The organism is Streptomyces niphimycinicus (genome assembly GCF_018883605.1).
GTDB lineage: Bacteria > Actinomycetota > Actinomycetes > Streptomycetales > Streptomycetaceae > Streptomyces > Streptomyces niphimycinicus.
In genome coordinates, this window is the sequence record NZ_JAHLEM010000226.1 from 19,624 (window position 1) to 34,215 (window position 14,592).

Annotated in this window: 16 protein-coding genes and 2 pseudogenes; 8 read left to right on the forward strand and 10 right to left on the reverse strand. The window is 70.9% G+C overall.

Annotated elements, in window-relative coordinates:
* Positions 1-82: 82 nt before the first annotated feature.
* The gene (locus KN815_RS20875; RefSeq protein ID WP_216343467.1) at positions 83-829 is read left to right on the forward strand and encodes a TetR/AcrR family transcriptional regulator; all 747 of its coding nucleotides are present in this window, start codon (positions 83-85) and stop codon (positions 827-829) included.
* Between the two features lie 56 nt (positions 830-885).
* Complete coding sequence (locus KN815_RS20880) at positions 886-1,938, forward strand: acyl-CoA dehydrogenase family protein (protein WP_216343468.1); 1,053 nt, start codon at positions 886-888, stop codon at positions 1,936-1,938.
* 296 nt (positions 1,939-2,234) lie between these two features.
* On the opposite strand, the gene KN815_RS20885 is transcribed toward KN815_RS20880, so the two are convergent.
* Both KN815_RS20885 and KN815_RS20890 read right to left on the reverse strand, forming a co-directional pair.
* Complete coding sequence (locus KN815_RS20885) at positions 2,235-3,101, reverse strand: sugar phosphate isomerase/epimerase family protein (RefSeq protein WP_216343469.1); 867 nt, start codon at positions 3,099-3,101, stop codon at positions 2,235-2,237.
* A pseudogene (locus KN815_RS20890) lies at positions 3,098-3,606 on the reverse strand (Gfo/Idh/MocA family protein); the annotation flags it as partial. The pseudogene KN815_RS20890 and the gene KN815_RS20885, both read right to left, overlap by 4 nt.
* Before the next feature lie 420 nt (positions 3,607-4,026).
* On the opposite strand from KN815_RS20890, the gene KN815_RS20895 reads away from it, so the two are divergent.
* The gene (locus tag KN815_RS20895; protein WP_216343477.1) at positions 4,027-5,040 is read left to right on the forward strand and encodes a LacI family DNA-binding transcriptional regulator; all 1,014 of its coding nucleotides are present in this window, start codon (positions 4,027-4,029) and stop codon (positions 5,038-5,040) included.
* 126 nt (positions 5,041-5,166) lie between these two features.
* Here KN815_RS20895 and KN815_RS20900 read toward each other — a convergent pair whose 3' ends face one another.
* A complete protein-coding gene (locus tag KN815_RS20900) occupies positions 5,167-5,460 on the reverse strand; it encodes a LysR substrate-binding domain-containing protein (protein WP_253209133.1) in 294 nt (97 codons plus the stop codon).
* 151 nt (positions 5,461-5,611) lie between these two features.
* On the opposite strand from KN815_RS20900, the gene KN815_RS50585 reads away from it, so the two are divergent.
* The 3 genes and pseudogenes from KN815_RS50585 (at position 5,612) to KN815_RS52215 (ending at position 6,240) form a co-directional block, all read left to right on the forward strand.
* Entirely contained in the window at positions 5,612-5,827 is a 216-nt protein-coding gene (locus tag KN815_RS50585) for an MFS transporter (RefSeq protein WP_253209134.1), read from the forward strand.
* Positions 5,828-5,921: 94 nt separating this feature from the next.
* Positions 5,922-6,011 (forward strand): annotated as a pseudogene (locus KN815_RS52210) (4-carboxy-4-hydroxy-2-oxoadipate aldolase/oxaloacetate decarboxylase); the annotation flags it as partial.
* A gap of 25 nt (positions 6,012-6,036) precedes the next feature.
* On the forward strand, positions 6,037-6,240 hold the full coding sequence (locus tag KN815_RS52215; protein WP_372458416.1) for an RraA family protein: 204 nt from the start codon (positions 6,037-6,039) through the stop codon (positions 6,238-6,240).
* Positions 6,241-6,261: 21 nt separating this feature from the next.
* On the opposite strand, the gene KN815_RS20915 is transcribed toward KN815_RS52215, so the two are convergent.
* Positions 6,262-6,549: a YiaA/YiaB family inner membrane protein gene (locus KN815_RS20915; RefSeq protein ID WP_043236392.1), complete on the reverse strand. Its 288-nt coding sequence runs from the start codon at positions 6,547-6,549 to the stop codon at positions 6,262-6,264.
* 320 nt (positions 6,550-6,869) lie between these two features.
* On the opposite strand from KN815_RS20915, the gene KN815_RS20920 reads away from it, so the two are divergent.
* Positions 6,870-7,745 carry an LLM class flavin-dependent oxidoreductase gene (locus KN815_RS20920; RefSeq protein WP_216343470.1) on the forward strand — a complete coding sequence of 292 codons (876 nt, stop codon included), beginning with the start codon at positions 6,870-6,872 and terminating at the stop codon, positions 7,743-7,745.
* Here the strand turns inward: KN815_RS20920 and KN815_RS20925 are convergent.
* Together KN815_RS20925 and KN815_RS20930 are read right to left on the reverse strand one after the other, a co-directional pair.
* The gene (locus KN815_RS20925; RefSeq protein ID WP_216343471.1) at positions 7,742-8,410 is read right to left on the reverse strand and encodes a hypothetical protein; all 669 of its coding nucleotides are present in this window, start codon (positions 8,408-8,410) and stop codon (positions 7,742-7,744) included. The genes KN815_RS20920 and KN815_RS20925 overlap by 4 nt on opposite strands.
* The gene (locus KN815_RS20930) at positions 8,407-9,150 is read right to left on the reverse strand and encodes a MerR family transcriptional regulator (RefSeq protein WP_216343472.1); all 744 of its coding nucleotides are present in this window, start codon (positions 9,148-9,150) and stop codon (positions 8,407-8,409) included. Before KN815_RS20930 ends, KN815_RS20925 begins: the two co-directional genes overlap by 4 nt.
* A 274-nt stretch (positions 9,151-9,424) precedes the next feature.
* Between KN815_RS20930 and KN815_RS20935 the strand changes: the two genes are divergently transcribed.
* A complete protein-coding gene (locus tag KN815_RS20935) occupies positions 9,425-10,435 on the forward strand; it encodes a methyltransferase (protein WP_216343473.1) in 1,011 nt (336 codons plus the stop codon).
* A 199-nt stretch (positions 10,436-10,634) separates the two neighbouring features.
* Here the strand turns inward: KN815_RS20935 and KN815_RS20940 are convergent, their stop codons facing one another.
* From KN815_RS20940 to KN815_RS20955, 4 genes are all read right to left on the reverse strand, one after another.
* The gene (locus KN815_RS20940; RefSeq protein ID WP_216343474.1) at positions 10,635-11,453 is read right to left on the reverse strand and encodes a class I SAM-dependent methyltransferase; all 819 of its coding nucleotides are present in this window, start codon (positions 11,451-11,453) and stop codon (positions 10,635-10,637) included.
* 158 nt (positions 11,454-11,611) lie between these two features.
* Complete coding sequence (locus tag KN815_RS20945) at positions 11,612-12,823, reverse strand: globin domain-containing protein (RefSeq protein ID WP_216343475.1); 1,212 nt, start codon at positions 12,821-12,823, stop codon at positions 11,612-11,614.
* Positions 12,824-12,947: 124 nt separating this feature from the next.
* Positions 12,948-13,397 (reverse strand): RrF2 family transcriptional regulator, encoded by a 450-nt coding sequence (locus tag KN815_RS20950; RefSeq protein ID WP_078638339.1) that lies wholly within the window; start codon positions 13,395-13,397, stop codon positions 12,948-12,950.
* Between the two features lie 91 nt (positions 13,398-13,488).
* Complete coding sequence (locus KN815_RS20955; protein WP_253209135.1) at positions 13,489-14,568, reverse strand: AI-2E family transporter; 1,080 nt, start codon at positions 14,566-14,568, stop codon at positions 13,489-13,491.
* Positions 14,569-14,592 lie beyond the last annotated feature (24 nt).

The window sequence follows — 14,592 nt, forward strand, 5'->3', positions numbered from 1 at the left end:
CCACTTCTCCATCGCTGTTGGAATCTATCCAACACTGTAGGATTGATGGAACGGTGACGGCAACGGGGTAGGCTGCGGCCTCGTGAGTGTGAAGCCGAACGGGACCAAGGGAACGAGCGGGAACAAGGGAAAGGCGGCGCCGGACAACGCGCCGGGAGCGGTGTGGTTCCGCGCCGAGAAGGCGTCCCGCCCACGTCCTCAGCTTTCACATGAGCGGATCGTCGCCACCGCCGTCGAGCTGCTGGACCGCGACGGCGTGCAGAAGCTGAGCATGCGCCGGCTCGCCGAGCGGCTCGGCGCCCACGCGACCAGCCTCTACTGGCATGTGGCCACCAAGGACGACGTCCTCGACCTGGCCCTCGACGCCGTCTTCGCCGAACTCGACCTCCCCGAGAAGCACAGTGCCTCTTGGCAGGAGGACACCGAGGCGTTCATGACCGGCCTGCGTTCCGCCCTGCTGCGCCACCCGTGGGCCGCGGCCCTGGCCAACTCCCGCCCCCTCATGGGGCCCAACGCCCTGCGCGCCTCGGAGTTCGCCTACACCGCGCTCACCACGGGCGGTTTCGAAGGGGTCCACCTGTCGTCCGCCGCGGCCACCATCACCCACTATGTAATCGGCTCCGCCTCCTCCGAAGCGGTGTGGCAGCAGCGCTCCGACGAGGCGGCGACCCGCTCGGCCGTGGACGCCCACATCCGCGCCCACATCGACGAATACCCCACCCTCGCCGGTCACTTCCCCCTTCTGGAGGAGGACGACTGGGACTCCCACTTCCACCGCGGCATGCGCCTGCTGCTGGCCGGTCTCACGTCCCCCGACGCTCACGCGTAGGCGGCTCGACGCCCCAGGACAGCCCACACACCGACGCGCCAACGAAAGGAGCGGTCATGACCGCCCCGGCCCCGACGCTGATCGAGGCGGCCCGGCGCCTCGCCGACGAGGTGTTGGCGCCCGGCGCCGAGTCCGCCGACCGCGAGGGCGTGTCCCCGGCCACGATCGCCGAGGTCAAGAGGTCCGGGGTGCTCGGGGTGGGCGGCCCGGTGGCATACGGCGGGGCGCAGGTGGCGGACGCGGTTGCCCGGGAGGTCGCCGAAATCCTGGCCGGGGCCTGCTGTTCCACCTACTTCGTGCAGGCCCAGCACCACAGCCCGGTCAGGATGCTCGCCGCGGGCGACTCCCCGGCGCGCGAGCGGCTGCTGCGACCGCTGTGCGACGGCACGCTGCTGTCCGGTATCGCCTTCTCCCATCTGCGGGCCTTTCCCCGCAAGCCGGTGCGGGTCACCCGGGTCCCGGGCGGCAGGCGCTTCGACGGCCGGGTGCCGTGGTACACCGGCTGGGGCCTGAACGATGTGATGCTGCTCGCCGGGGTCACCGACGACGGTGAGGCGCTGTTCGCCTTCGCGGACGCTCGTGAGCAGCCCGGTCTGCGGCCCACACCGCAGCTCCAACTGGCCGCGCTGACCGGCACCCGCACGGTCGGCCTGGAGCTGGACGGCCTGGTGGTGCCCGAGGAGGACGTGGTCTGGAGCCGTCCCTACGAGGAGTGGGCCATCGCGGACCGGCCGAAGAACACCAACCCCAACCCGGCCGTGTTCGGCGTGGCGGGCGCGGCCCTGGAACTGCTGGAGGCCGCCGGGGACGCGGAGGCGAAGGAGACGGCGCAGGTGCTGGGCGAGCGGCTGCGTGAGGTGCGCCGGGAGGCGTACGCGCTGGTGGACGAGGTACCGGCGGGCGAGCGACTGGCGGACCGGCTCGCGGTGAAGACCCGGGCCTACGATGTGCTGCGCGCCGCCACCACCGCCGCCATCGTCGCGGGCGGCGGCCGGGCCTTCGGCCTCGGCAGCCCCGCGCAGCGGCTGGCCCGGGAGGGCCTGTTCCTGGTGGTGCAGGGCCAGACCGCCGACGTCCGCAGCGCCCACCTGCGGGCATTGCGTGGGTGACCCGCCGTCGCGGTCCCTGATGTGATCGGTGCGCCCATAATCGGCCCGCCCCACGGTGAGCCCGCCCGAGGCCCGGTCGAGGAGCGTCGTCACCCCGCCGAACGCCGGCGCGAGACACACCGCCCACCGCCCGTCCGCACGTGGACGGCCACTGCGGGGCGTCCGTCAACGGGGCTTTGGCGCTCCGCCGGTGCCTCCGCCGGTGTCTGCGCCGGTGCCTCCGCTGGTGTCTGCGTCGGTGTCTCCGCCTGTGTGAAGGTGGCCGGACCCGACGCAGCCGGTCCGGCCACCCCCTTTCACCCGGTGAGCTCCTTGCGGATGCGGTTCAGCATGAAGGCGGAGGACTCCCGGGCCCGTTCCTCCCAGGCGAAGACACAGGCGGTGGCCACGCCGTCGAAGTTCAGCTCGCGGAGGGTGCCGAAGAAGGTGTCCCAGTCGACTTCGCCCTGGCCGATGTCCAGGTGCTGGTGGATACGGGCGGGCGTGCCGGGCGGGTTGAGGATGTAGCGCAGGCCGGAGGAGCCCTTGTGGTTGAAGGAGTCCGCGATGTGCACATGCTGGAGCTTGTCGCCCGCATAGCGCATCATCCCCGCGATGTCCGCCGTCGGCTCGGCACCGGAGAGGTGGAAGGTGTGCGGAGCGCAGTAGAGGTAGTTCACCCAGGGCTTGTTGATGGCGCGGACCAGGTCGACGGCGGGGGTGTTCTCCTCGCAGAAGTCGTCCGGGTGGGCCTCGAGGTTGAGGGCGATGCCCTCGCGTTCGAAGAGCGGCAGCAGTTCCTCCAGCGAGCGCCAGAACGCGGCCTCGCTCTCGGCGGCGCGCTCCGGACGGCCGTTGAACTCCGAGTTCATCAGCGGGCATTCGAGGTCCGCGGTGATCTCGATCATCCGCTTCCAGTAGCGGACGGCGGTCTGCCGCTCGGTCTCGTCGGGTGAGGACCACTTGTACAACGGCAGTACGGAGGAGAGCTGGACACCATGCGTGCGCAGGGCCCGCTTCAGCGCCGCGACGCGCTCGTCGTCCGCCCGGGGGTGGAGGAAGAACGGCATGAAGTCGTCGCGCGGGGACAACTCGATATGGCTGTAGCCGAGCTCGGCGACCGTGCGCACCATCTCGTCGAGCGGCAGTGCGCGGAGCATGTACGGGTCGAGTGCGATCTTCACGAGGTGGCTCCGTAGAAGACGGGTCGGGGTTTCATGTCGACGGTGATGAGTCGGCCGCCCGACTCCAGGGACTGGACGGCGGCGTCGGTGATGACGGTGGCGGCGTAGCCGTCCCAGGAGCACGGGCCGGTGGGCTCGGCGCCCGTCGCGACGGAGGCGACCCACTCGCCGAACTCGGTGTCGAAGGCACCGCCGAACCGGCCCTTCCAGTCCTGCAACACGGCGGTGCCGTGCCACCCGGCGGTACGGATGCCGACGTTCGGCCTCCACGATGCGCAGACAGTCCTCGGCGGTGGTGGCGAGCGGCCTCTCGCAAGAACACCGGCTTGCCCACCGCGATGGCGTTCAGCACGTGCTCCGCGTGAGTGGGGCCCCACGAGGTGACGAGGACGGCGTCCACGTCGGGGGAGTGGATCAGGTCGCTGCCGGTGGGCAGCGCGGTGGCGCCGACGCGGGTGGCCACCTCGGTGGCGCGGGCCTGGTCGATGTCGGTCACGGCGGTGACACCTATATGTGCGGTCATGGTGGATTTCTTCAGGAGCGGATTCAGGAGCGGATTCAGGAGCGGATTCAGGCGCGGATTCAGGAGCGGATTCAGGCGCGGATTCAGGAGCGGATTCAGGCGCGGATTCAGGAGCGGATTCAGGCGCGGATTCAGGAGCGGATTCAGGAGCGGATGAAGGAGCGTGGCCGGTGTGGGGCCCGTGTCGCGTCGTCCCTGACGTCCATGGCCGCCTCCTGCCGGTTCGAGGGGAGGGGAACGGGTGCCTAGAGCGCGCTACTAGCGCGCTCTAGGCGAGTACGATGGCCCCTGTCCGAATGTCATGTCAATAGCTTGTTGCCGGGGGGTTTCACGACTGCCCGTAAGGTGGGCGGCATCGGAGGGTGGTCACAGGTGGATGGATCGGGCAAGCAGCGGCCCACCATGGCGGACGTCGCGGAGCGGGCGGGCGTGTCCCGGGCACTCGTATCGATCGTCTTCCGCGATCAGCCGGGAGCGAGCCCGCAGACCCGCGACCGAGTGCTGCGCGTCGCCGACGAGATCGGCTACCGGCCCGACAGCGCGGCCCGCCTGCTGGCCCGCGGCCGCAGCCGCACGCTCGGCGTGATGTTCACCGTTCACCAGCCCTTCCACGCCGACCTCGTCGAGGGCATCTACCCCGAGGCCGAGCGGCTCGGCTACGACGTCCTGCTCTCCGCGACCGCTCAGGGGCGCGGCGAGGCCAAGGCCATAGAGGCGCTGCTCGGCCACCGCTGCGAGGCGGTGATCCTGCTCGGCCCCGGCGCGCAGCCCAAGGACATCGACGCGCTGGGACACCGCACGGTCACCGTCTCCGTCGGCCGCCGGGTCCCCCACGCCCGAGTCGACAGCGTGCACACGGCCGAGGGCAAGGGCGTACGGCAGGCCATGGAGCACCTCGTCGAACTGGGCCACCGCAGGATCGTGCACATCGACGGCGGCCGCGGACCGGGCTCGGCCGAACGCCGCCGCGCCTACCGTGCGGCGATGCGCCGTCACGGCCTGGAGCCGGAGCTGCGGGTGATCCCCGGCGACCACACCGAGCAGTCCGGTATGGAGACGGGGCGGCTGCTGCTGGACGAGCGTGACCACGGCCGGCCCCTGCCGACGGCGGTCCTCGCGGGCAACGACCGTTGTGCGATGGGGCTGTTGATGACGCTGACCCAGGCGGGCGTAGGCGTCCCGCGCGACCTGTCCGTCGTGGGCTACGACGACAGCCACCTCTCCCATCTGATGCCGATCGGCCTGACCACGGTCCGCCAGGACGCGGTGCTCATGGCCGAGTACGCGGTGCGGTTCGCCGTGGAGCGGCTGGAGGGCACGGCGCCGGAGCCACGGGAGGCGGTGCTGGACCCGAAGCTGACGGTACGGGGCACCAGCGGACCGCCCCCGGAGGGCGTCGGCGGGGGAAATCGGTGACCGCGTTACGCATTCGCCGATGCCCATGCCAATTTCCGGAAAGCCGCGAGTAAGCATGCAATGCGGCCACACAGAGATATTTCGCGTGACGCTATCGGCAGCCGGAATGGATGAACGCGATCCCGGCTAGCCGAAGTCGGCGATCAGCTCGTGGAACAGATCGTGCACGGCGTGCGCGGGCTCCGACAGCGGCTGATGGTCGGAGGTGCAGAGGGACAGCTTGACCTGGATGGCCGGATCGACGATCCGCCGTACCTCCAGGTTCCGCACATCGAGGATGGCGCGCGCCGCCGACCAGGGCGGCACCGTCGCCCCGAGGTCGGCGCCGATGGCGCTGACCAGGGTCAGGACCGATTCGAGCTCACCGATCACCCGGGGCTGGAGCGACGCCTGCTGGAACGCGGCATCATCTGCGGCCACCTCGGTGACCGCATGGGCCGACAGCGGATGCTCGTCTTCGTCATCATGCTGATCAGCGTGGCGACGGCGGCGATCGGCCTGCTGCCGACGTACCTTCCTCGCGGAGCACGCCCCCGAGGGCAGACGCGGCCTCTACACCAGCTACGCCCAGATCGCCTCCTTCCTCTCCCTGCTGACCGGAACGCTGATCGCGGCGGGCATGACCAGCGGCCTCGGGGCGGACGCCATGGAGTCCTACGGCTGGCGCATACCGTTCCTGCTGGCCATTCCGCTGGGCATCGCCGGGCTCTACATCCGCAGGCGCATCAGCGACACGCCGAACTTCACCCGGCTGCGGGAGGAGGGCGGCCTGTCCAGGACAAACTGATCGATGACACCCCCGGGCTGTCCTGCACCCCGCCGAGCGGTGGCTTCTACGCCTTCGTCAACTGCACCGGTCGGCCTACGGCCCCGCCTTCACCGTGCGCTGCGCGCCACGGGACAACATCATGCTCCAGGTCGCCATCGCCCATGCCCGCCCCGGCGATGCCATCGTGGTCTCCGCGGGAGCGTACGCCGAGGCCGGTTCCTTCGGCGATGTGCTGGCCAACGCGTGGCGCGGACGCCGATGGCGTCGTCGTGGTGCGCCGCGAGGACGTGGCGGACGTCATCCGCAGGTCTCAGGCGCGCGTCGAGGCGGAAGACGCGTATATCGCCGACTACCGCGCCGGAAAGAGCGTGATCGAGGTCAGCCGGCTGGCCGAGGTGCTGAAGGCCAAGGGGCTCGTCATCGACGGGTAGTGGCGGACGGCCCGGGGGTGCTTACAGCTTTTCGAAGGGGTCGTGTGCGGCGAGCAGCTTGTCCACCCGCGCCTGGTCGACCCGGCTGACGATCTGCCCGGCCTCCTGCCGGTCCCGGATCACCTTGGCCAGGGTGAAGGCGGACGTCACCAGGTAGAGCACGGAGATGGCCAGGAAGCCGCGCACCCAGGCGTCGGCGCTCAACTGGAAGATTCCGACGGCGGTGGCGGCCATGGCGACGGCGAAGGAGGCGACCGCCTGGCCGTAGAACGCGGCCGTGCTCTGCTGCTTGACCGGTGTCTCACTCATGCGGACAAGAATCGGCGGATGCGGCGGTCCCCGCATCTGTCCGGATACTCAGAAGGTACTCAGAAATCGGGCGTTGTCGCCCTCGTTCACCGCGCCGCTGCTTCACTGCCGGGCTTGCCAAGCGGAACGCTGCTCCGTATCGTTACCGGAGCGGGGTTCCGTTTGCCTGTGTTGGCAGAGCGGGGACCCGGCGACCACCTCACGCATGGCCACCACGCTTCCGTGTCCTTCCGGAAGCCGGTCGGCCACAAGCTGTTCCGCTTGAACCTCGGCAGCGCGCCTCAGCCGCCGCTGCCGGTGCCGAAAGGACCGACGGCTCCATGTCACACACACCCCCGACCCGTTTCGGGATCATGACCGCCCCCATGCAGGTCGACTACCACGACATCCTGCGGGTCTGGCGCGAGGCGGACACCATCCCGGAGATCGAGCACGCGTGGCTCTTCGACCACCTCATGCCGATCGGCGGCGACCCGGACGGACCGGCCCACGAGGGCTGGACGCTGCTCTCGGCCCTCGCCGCCCACACCCGTCGACTCCGGTTCGGCCTGCTGGTGACCAGCAACCGGTTCCGGCCGCCCGCGATGCTGGCCAAGATCGCCACGACCGTCGACATCGTCTCCGACGGCCGGCTGGAGTTCGGCATCGGCGTCGGCTCACGCCCCGGCCACCCTCTGGCCCGGCGTGAATACGCGGCACACGGCCTGCCCTTCCACGACACCGCGCACGCCGTGGGCAGCCTCGCCGAAGCCTGCACGGTGATCCGGCGGCTATGGACCGAGGAGAAGCCGTTCGACTTCCACGGCACCTATCACCAGCTCACCGGAGCGTTCGGCAACCCCAAGCCCGTCCAGCGCCCCCATCCGCCGATCACCATCGGCGGACGCTCGTCCGCGACACTGCGCGTGGTGGCCGAGCACGCTGAGGTATGGAACATGCCCGGCGGTGAGATCGCCGACGCCATCAACCGCAGCGCACTGCTGGACCGCTACTGCGCCGAGATCGGCCGCGACCCCGCCGCGATCACCCGCTCGATCGTCCTGTCCGTCTCCTACGACCGGCCCGGCGTCACCCGGGCCGCGATCGCGGAGGCCGTCGACGCCGGTTTCTCGCATATCGTGCTCGGGCTGGCGGCGCCCTACCCCGCCGATGTCGCGCGGTGGGTCGCCGACGAGCTCATCAGCGCGTCGGCCTAGCGGTTCTCGGCCGGCACCGTCCGGACCCGGGTGAGCGCGGCGACCGCCTCCCGCGGATCGTCCGCGTGAAACCGGAGCGTATGGGCGAAGCCCTCCGCGCCCAGCGGTCGCACGTACTTCACCGGTTCCGTCAGCTCCACCGTCACCGTGGTCTGGCTGCCCACCGCGAGGTCGAGCACCCCGTCCGGGCTCACCCGCAGCAGCCGTCCGTCGGGGTAGCGACGGTCGACCCGGGCGGTGGCGATGGCGGCGGCCGGAACCCGCAGGTCGAACAGCGCGCCGTACCGTATGCGCAGCGAGCCGTCCGGCCCCACGACGTGCGGCCGGACCACGCAGGCCGCGTGCAGGCCGAGGACCAGCACCACCCCGTACACATCGACGACGAGCAGGACCGCGTGCACGACCGGCCACGGGATCACCATCGCCAGCGCCACCGTCTCGACGACCGAGACGAAGACCATCGCATACATCATGGCCGTCTGGGGTCCGGTGTAGGCGAAGGCCGGCGCACCCTCGGGGATCTGGTGGCGGCGGCGCAGCACCCACAGGGCGAGGCTGTGCAGGGCCCGGATCTCGTGTGCGAGGAGTCGGCGCACGACCAGCGGGACCAGGGCGTGCAGTGCGCCTCTCACCCGCGCCGCCGCTCGTGCGATCGGAGAACTCATGACGCGCTCCTGGCGCGCAGCCGGGCGGTCATCCGCTCCATCACCCGGCGCACCACCTCGGCCTGGGCGGGCGAGTAGTCGGCGAGAAGCGCCTGCTCGAAGCCGGCCGCCGTCGGGCCGTCCTCCGGGATGGCCGCCAGGAGCTCGTCCGGTACGGCGGCGACGAGGTCGTCGGTCAGCGCCGCCACCCGCGGATCGTCCGCCTCGGCCCCGTCCAGTTCGTCCAGCCGCTCGTACAGGGGGAGTATGGCGGGGTCCTCGGTCAGCGGCCGCAGCGCCGCGTACACCGCGTCCCCGCCGACGATCCCGTCCATCAGGATCAGATGCTCGCGGTCCTTGGCGGCGGCCGGCGAGGCGGTGGCGGGCGCGCCCTTCAGGAGCTCGATGAGCGCGGGGGAGAGCGGCGCGTCCGGCGTGAGCGGGCCCTCCAGAACGGCCTTGAGGACCCTGCGGCGCTGCTGGATCTCGTGTTCCTGGCGTGCGAGGTCCGCGTCCAACTCGCCCAGCACCTCGGCCAGTTCGCGCCCGGCGTCGTCCGCGAGGACATCCCGCACCTCGTCCAGGGCGAGCCCGAGCTCGGTCAGCCGCCGGATCCGGGCCAGCAGGATGGCGTCCCTGAGGCTGTAGACACGGTATCCATTGGCCAGCCGCTGGGGCTCGGGCAGCAGGCCGATGTGGTGGTAATGCCGCACGGTCCGGGAGGTGACTCCAACCAGCGCGGCGATTTCTCCGATGCGCATAGTGCCAGTAGAAACCCTGCCGCTGCGTCAAGGTCAAGCGGGCACCGCCGTAGCAGGGCCGACGCGGTCGAGGCTGCGCCAGGCCCTGGCGGCGCTGGTGCATCCCATGGTCGCTCTCGCACGGTGGGCGGGGCGGGGCCGTGGCTCTCGTCCGGCCGTCCGGCGGGACCCGTGTAGGGGGCAACGGCACGGTAGCGTAAGGAGGTCCAAATGCGGCCAGGTGCGGCCAGGTGCGGTGAGAGCGCACATCCGTGGGAAACAGCGAGGGAGCGTTATGCGGCACGAGATCAGCCCCGAGCCGATACTTCAGGTCGGGCTCGGCTTCATGGCGTCGAAGGCACTGCTCACCGCGGTGGAGCTGGATCTGTTCTCGCGGCTCGCCGAGGGCCCCCGCACGGGCGGTGACCTGGCCGAGGCGCTCGGGCTGCATCCGCGAGGCGCCGCCGACTTCCTCGACGCGCTGGTCGCCCTCGGATTCCTGGAGCGATCCGAGGACGTGTACCGCAACAGCCCGTCCGCGGACACCTACCTCGACCGGAGGAAGGCCACCTATGTGGGCGGCATCCTGGAGATGGCCAACAGCCGGTTGTATCCCTTCTGGGGCTCGCTCACCGAGGCGCTGAGAACAGGCGAACCGCAGAACGAGCACAAGCACGGCGGCGACGTATTCGACGCCATCTACCGGGACGAGGAGGGCCTCGAGGGATTCCTGCACGGAATGACCGGGCTCAGTATGGGCAAGGCCCTGGTGATAGCCGAGCGGTTCCCCTGGGCCGACTACCGGACGGTGCTGGACGTCGGGGGAGCGGTGGGCTGCCTTCCGGTGGCGGTGGCCCAGCGCCACCCCCATATGAGCGGCGGTGTCTTCGAGCTGCCCCGGGTGCGGCCCGTCTTCGAGAAGTACGTGGCGTCCTTCGGCCTGGAGGACCGGCTCACCTTCCACGGTGGCGACTTCTTCACCGACGACCTGCCCGGCGCCGATGTCATCGTGCTGGGCCAGATCCTGCACGGCTGGGGCCTGGAGGAGAAGCGGCTGCTGCTGAAGAAGGCGTACGACGCGCTGCCGGACGGGGGAGCGGTCCTCGTCTACGACGCCATCATCGACGACGGCCGCGAGGAGAACACCTTCGGTCTGCTGGCGAGCCTGAACATGCTCATCGAGACCCGGGCCGGCTTCGAGTACACGGCCGCCGACGGCCGCGCCTGGATGGCGGAGGCGGGATTCCGCGGCAGCCGGATCGAACCGCTGACGGACGGCTACTCCATGCTGGTGGGCATCAAATAGCCGTCGCACATCCGCCCGGCCCGGCGCCCGAACCACCCGGCGCCGGAACCACCCGGCGCCGGAACCACCCGGCGCCGGAACCACCCGGCGCCGGAACCACCCGGCGCCGGAACCACCCGGCGCCGGAACCACCCGGCGCCGGAACCACCCGGCGCCGGAACCACCCGGCGCCGGGCAAGCGCTCCCTCGCCCCGGGCCGCTAGAAGCGGTAGCGCAGGATCCGGCCCACATCCCGGAAGCCGGGCAGATGCGCCATCACCCGCATGCTCATCCGGCCGGAGGTGGGCATCTTCTCCACGCCCGGCATGTCCACGCTGCGTACCGCGTCCAGGCAGGTCAGCCCCGGGTGCCAGGTCTCGACCTCATGGGGGTCGTCCAGGCCCCAGTGGAGTGTGGCGCCCGCGTTGCGCACCGCGGGGACCATCTTCTGGAGCCGGATGCCCAGCGGTCCGTAGACGTCGAAGAGCAACTGGCCGCTGGGGAACCGCTCGGTGATCCGCTGGATCAGCCGCTTGCCGTCCTCCTTGCGCAGATACATCGTCAGCCCCTCGGCGACGACCACCGTGGGCCGGTCGTCGGGCACCTCGCGCAGCCACGCCTCATCGGTCACCGAGGCGCCGACCATCTCGTAGTTCCCCGTCGGCTCGGGAAGCAGCCTCCGGCGCAGATCGATCACCTCGGGGTAGTCGATGTCGAGCCAGCGCACCGACGAGGGCGGGTCGAGGCGCTGCACCCGGGTGTCGAGACCGCAGGCGAGATGGAGGACGGTCGCCTTCTGATGCTCGGCCAGGAACTCCGTGGCCCAGTCGTCGAGCTGTTTCGCCCTCAGGGCGATGCCGACCGCCGTCGTGTCCGTCATCCCCGTTTTGCTGAAGTCGTAGGCCACCCGCTCCACCGCCTCGCGGGCCGCGTGGTCGTGCAGGATGGAGTCCGGTGAACGGCTGTCGACCGCCCTTCCGTACAGCGTGGCGAGCAAGGTTTCCTGAGCGCCGCTGAGAGTGATCTTTTCGCGATCCATGGTTCCTCGTCGATGTGGGGGTACCGGACGGAACATTCCGCATGGTTGCGCACGGAACGGACAGAACCCGTGTCCGTACGGTCCCACGTTCCCCCGGGCAAAAGCGACCGGCGTCTGGGCCATTCGAGTTCATCCGGCCAACATCGGGGGGCCGGGCGTCAGTGCCCCTCGCCGTCCCCCCGCGGCAGCCACAGATCGGGTCCGAAGACCTCGTAGTGGATCGCGGAGGGGTGTACACCGCGCTCCAGGAGCTGGGTCCGCACCGACCGCATGAAGGGCAGCGGCCCGCACAGATACGCCTGGACGCCGTCCGGGATCCCGATCCCGGACAGGTCGAGGTGGCCGGTGCGCTCGGCCGGCCAGTCACCCTCGGGCCGCTCGTACCAAACGTGGGCGGTGCCCTGTGCCAGCTTGGTGACCAGCCGCTCCTGGTCGGCGCGCAGGGCGTGGTCGGCGGGGGAGCGGTCGGCGTGGACGGCGATGACCGGGGCCCGATGCCCCCCGGCCGCCAGCTCCTCCAGCATGGCCACGATCGGGGTGCAGCCGATTCCCGCGGAGGCGAGCAGCAGTGGCGTGTCCGTGGTGTCGAGCACGATGTCGCCATAGGGCGCGGAGACGGTGAGCGCATCGCCCTCGTGGACGTGGTCGTGCAGATGGGTGGAGACCTCACCGGCCGGGCCCTCGCCGGTGTCCACGCGCTTGACGGAGAAGGTGCGCACCGTGGCGTCGGGGGCGTTGGTCAGGCTGTACTGGCGGATCTGCCGCGCCCCGTCGGCCAGTTCCACCCGCACCGAGACGTACTGGCCCGCTCGGAACGCCGGGGCGGGGCGGCCGTCCGCGGGCCGTATCCGGAAGGTGACCACATCCGCGGTCTCCCGGGTCCGCTCGATCACCTCCCACTGCCGCCAGGTCCCGCCGGCCAGCACCCCCCGCTCCGCGTACAGCCGCCGCTCGGTCTCGATCAGGGAGTCGGCCATCAGCCAGTAGACCTCGTCCCAGGCGGCGATCACCTCCTCGGTGGCCGCGTCGCCGAGCACCTCCGCGATGGCGGCGGACAGATGACGGTGCACCACCGGATACTGCGCGGCGCTCACCCCGAGCGAGGCGTGCTTGTGGGCGATCCGGCCGAGCAAAGTGTCGGGGCGGACGCCCGGCCGCTCCACCAGGGCGGTGGCGAACGCGGCGATCGCGCCCGCGAGAGCCTGCCGCTGGGTGCCCGCGGCCTGGTGGGCCCGGTTGAACAGATTCCGCAGCAGCTCGGGGTGGGCCGCGAAGAGCTTCCGGTAGAACAGGTCGGCGATGGTGCCGATGGCCTCACCGACGGCGGGGAGCGTGGCGCGGACGGTCTCGGCGGACTTCAGGGAGAGCATGAGCGGGCCTAACTGGTATCTCAGATTCGTATTTTGCGGCGTGGATGCGGCGAGCATGGCGACCTCCGTGGCAGCACGGCTCAGTAGGACGGGATCCGGGGTTCGCACCCCGGACGGGGCGGCCTCACGGGGACAGGCCGGGTGCGCGCCCGACCAGCCCCAGCAGCACCGGGCCGGTCGGGGACGCCACCAGATCGTCCACCGTCAGAGGGTCGAGCGAGGCGAGGAACGCCTCCTGTGCCCGGCGCAGCGCCATGCGCAGTCGGCACCCCTGCCGCAGTGGACACGGCGTATCCCCCTCGCAGTCGACGACATCGCCAACCCCTTCGAACTCACGGACCAACTGGCCGACCGAGGCGGTGCGCCCGGTCGCGGTGAGCGCCAGCCCACCGCCCCGGCCGCGCCGTGTCTCGATCAGGCCCAGGTGCTGGAGCCGGGCCGCCACCTTGGCCAGATGGCTGTAGGGCACCTGCATCTCCCCGGCGACCTGCCGGGCGGTGCAGGGCTCTGCTCCGGTGACCGCCAGCCGCATGATCGTGCGGAGCGCCAGGTCCGTTGACTTCGTCAGCCGCATGGCGTCACATTAGCTGAATGCGAATCTGAGATGCCATTTATGCGGGCGTGTTCCGGCCATGGGTGCGTGGGGTGTTCCGGCCCTGCGACGGTCAGGCTTCGTCGGGCGGCCGGAGGCGCAGCGCCCGCGTCACCGACCAGGCGACGGACACCATGGGCACCGCCACGACCGCCCCGATCACCCCCGCGACGATGGTTCCGGCGATGACCGAAATCGCCACCACCACCGGATGGAGCCGTACCGCCCAGCTCATCACCAGCGGATGCAGTACATGGGCTTCGAACTGGCCGACCGCCACGATCAGCAGCAGCACCACGGCCGCGATGGCCGGGCCCCGCCCGGCCAGAGCCACCACCGTCGCCACCGCCAGCGCGATCGGCGAACCGATCAGCGGAACGAACGTCGCGAAGAAGACCAGCAGCGTCAACGGCAGGGCCAGCGGCACCCGCAGCAGCGACAGGGCGATGCCGACCAGGGCCGCGTTGGAGGCCGCCACGACGATGATGCCCCGGGTGTATCCGGCGAAGGTGGTCCACGCCGCCCGCGCCGCCCGGTCCCACGGAGACCGGGCGCGCTCGGGAAGCTGGCCCCGGAACCACCGCCACATCCGGTCCCCGGAATGGATGAAGAAGACCGAACAGAACAGGGCCAGGAACAGCGCCGTGCCCGCCTCCACGACCCGCCCCGCGCTGCTGAGCGCCCTGCTGATCAGCAGCGCGCGATGCTGCGACACAAAGGAGGTGACCTTGTCGTGGGCCCCCGACAGCACGCCGCGCCGGACATGGAACGGCGGCCCCTCCAGCCACCGCTCGATCCGCCCGATCCCGCCGCGCAGCTCACCCACGAGCCGGCCCGCCTCCGCGGCCCCCGCGTTTCCCACCAGCGCCAGCAGCCCCAGCACCGCGAACAGCGTGCCGAACACCGCAAGCGCCACCGCCAGCGGCCGCGGAAGCGCCTGCGCCAGCAGATCGGCCAACGGGCGCAGCAACGCGGTTGCCACCAGCGCGAGAAACACCGCCACCGCGACGAGCTTGAACTGCCCCAGCACCGAGAACGCCAGATAGACGGCCACCCCGATGACCATCAGCCGCCATGCGTAGGCGGTGGCCAGGCGCAGCCCGGGATGGACCCGCGCGCCCTCGTCCCCCGCCCGGCGCACCGCCGCCGCCAGGGCCGCGGAGCCGGAGTGGCGGGC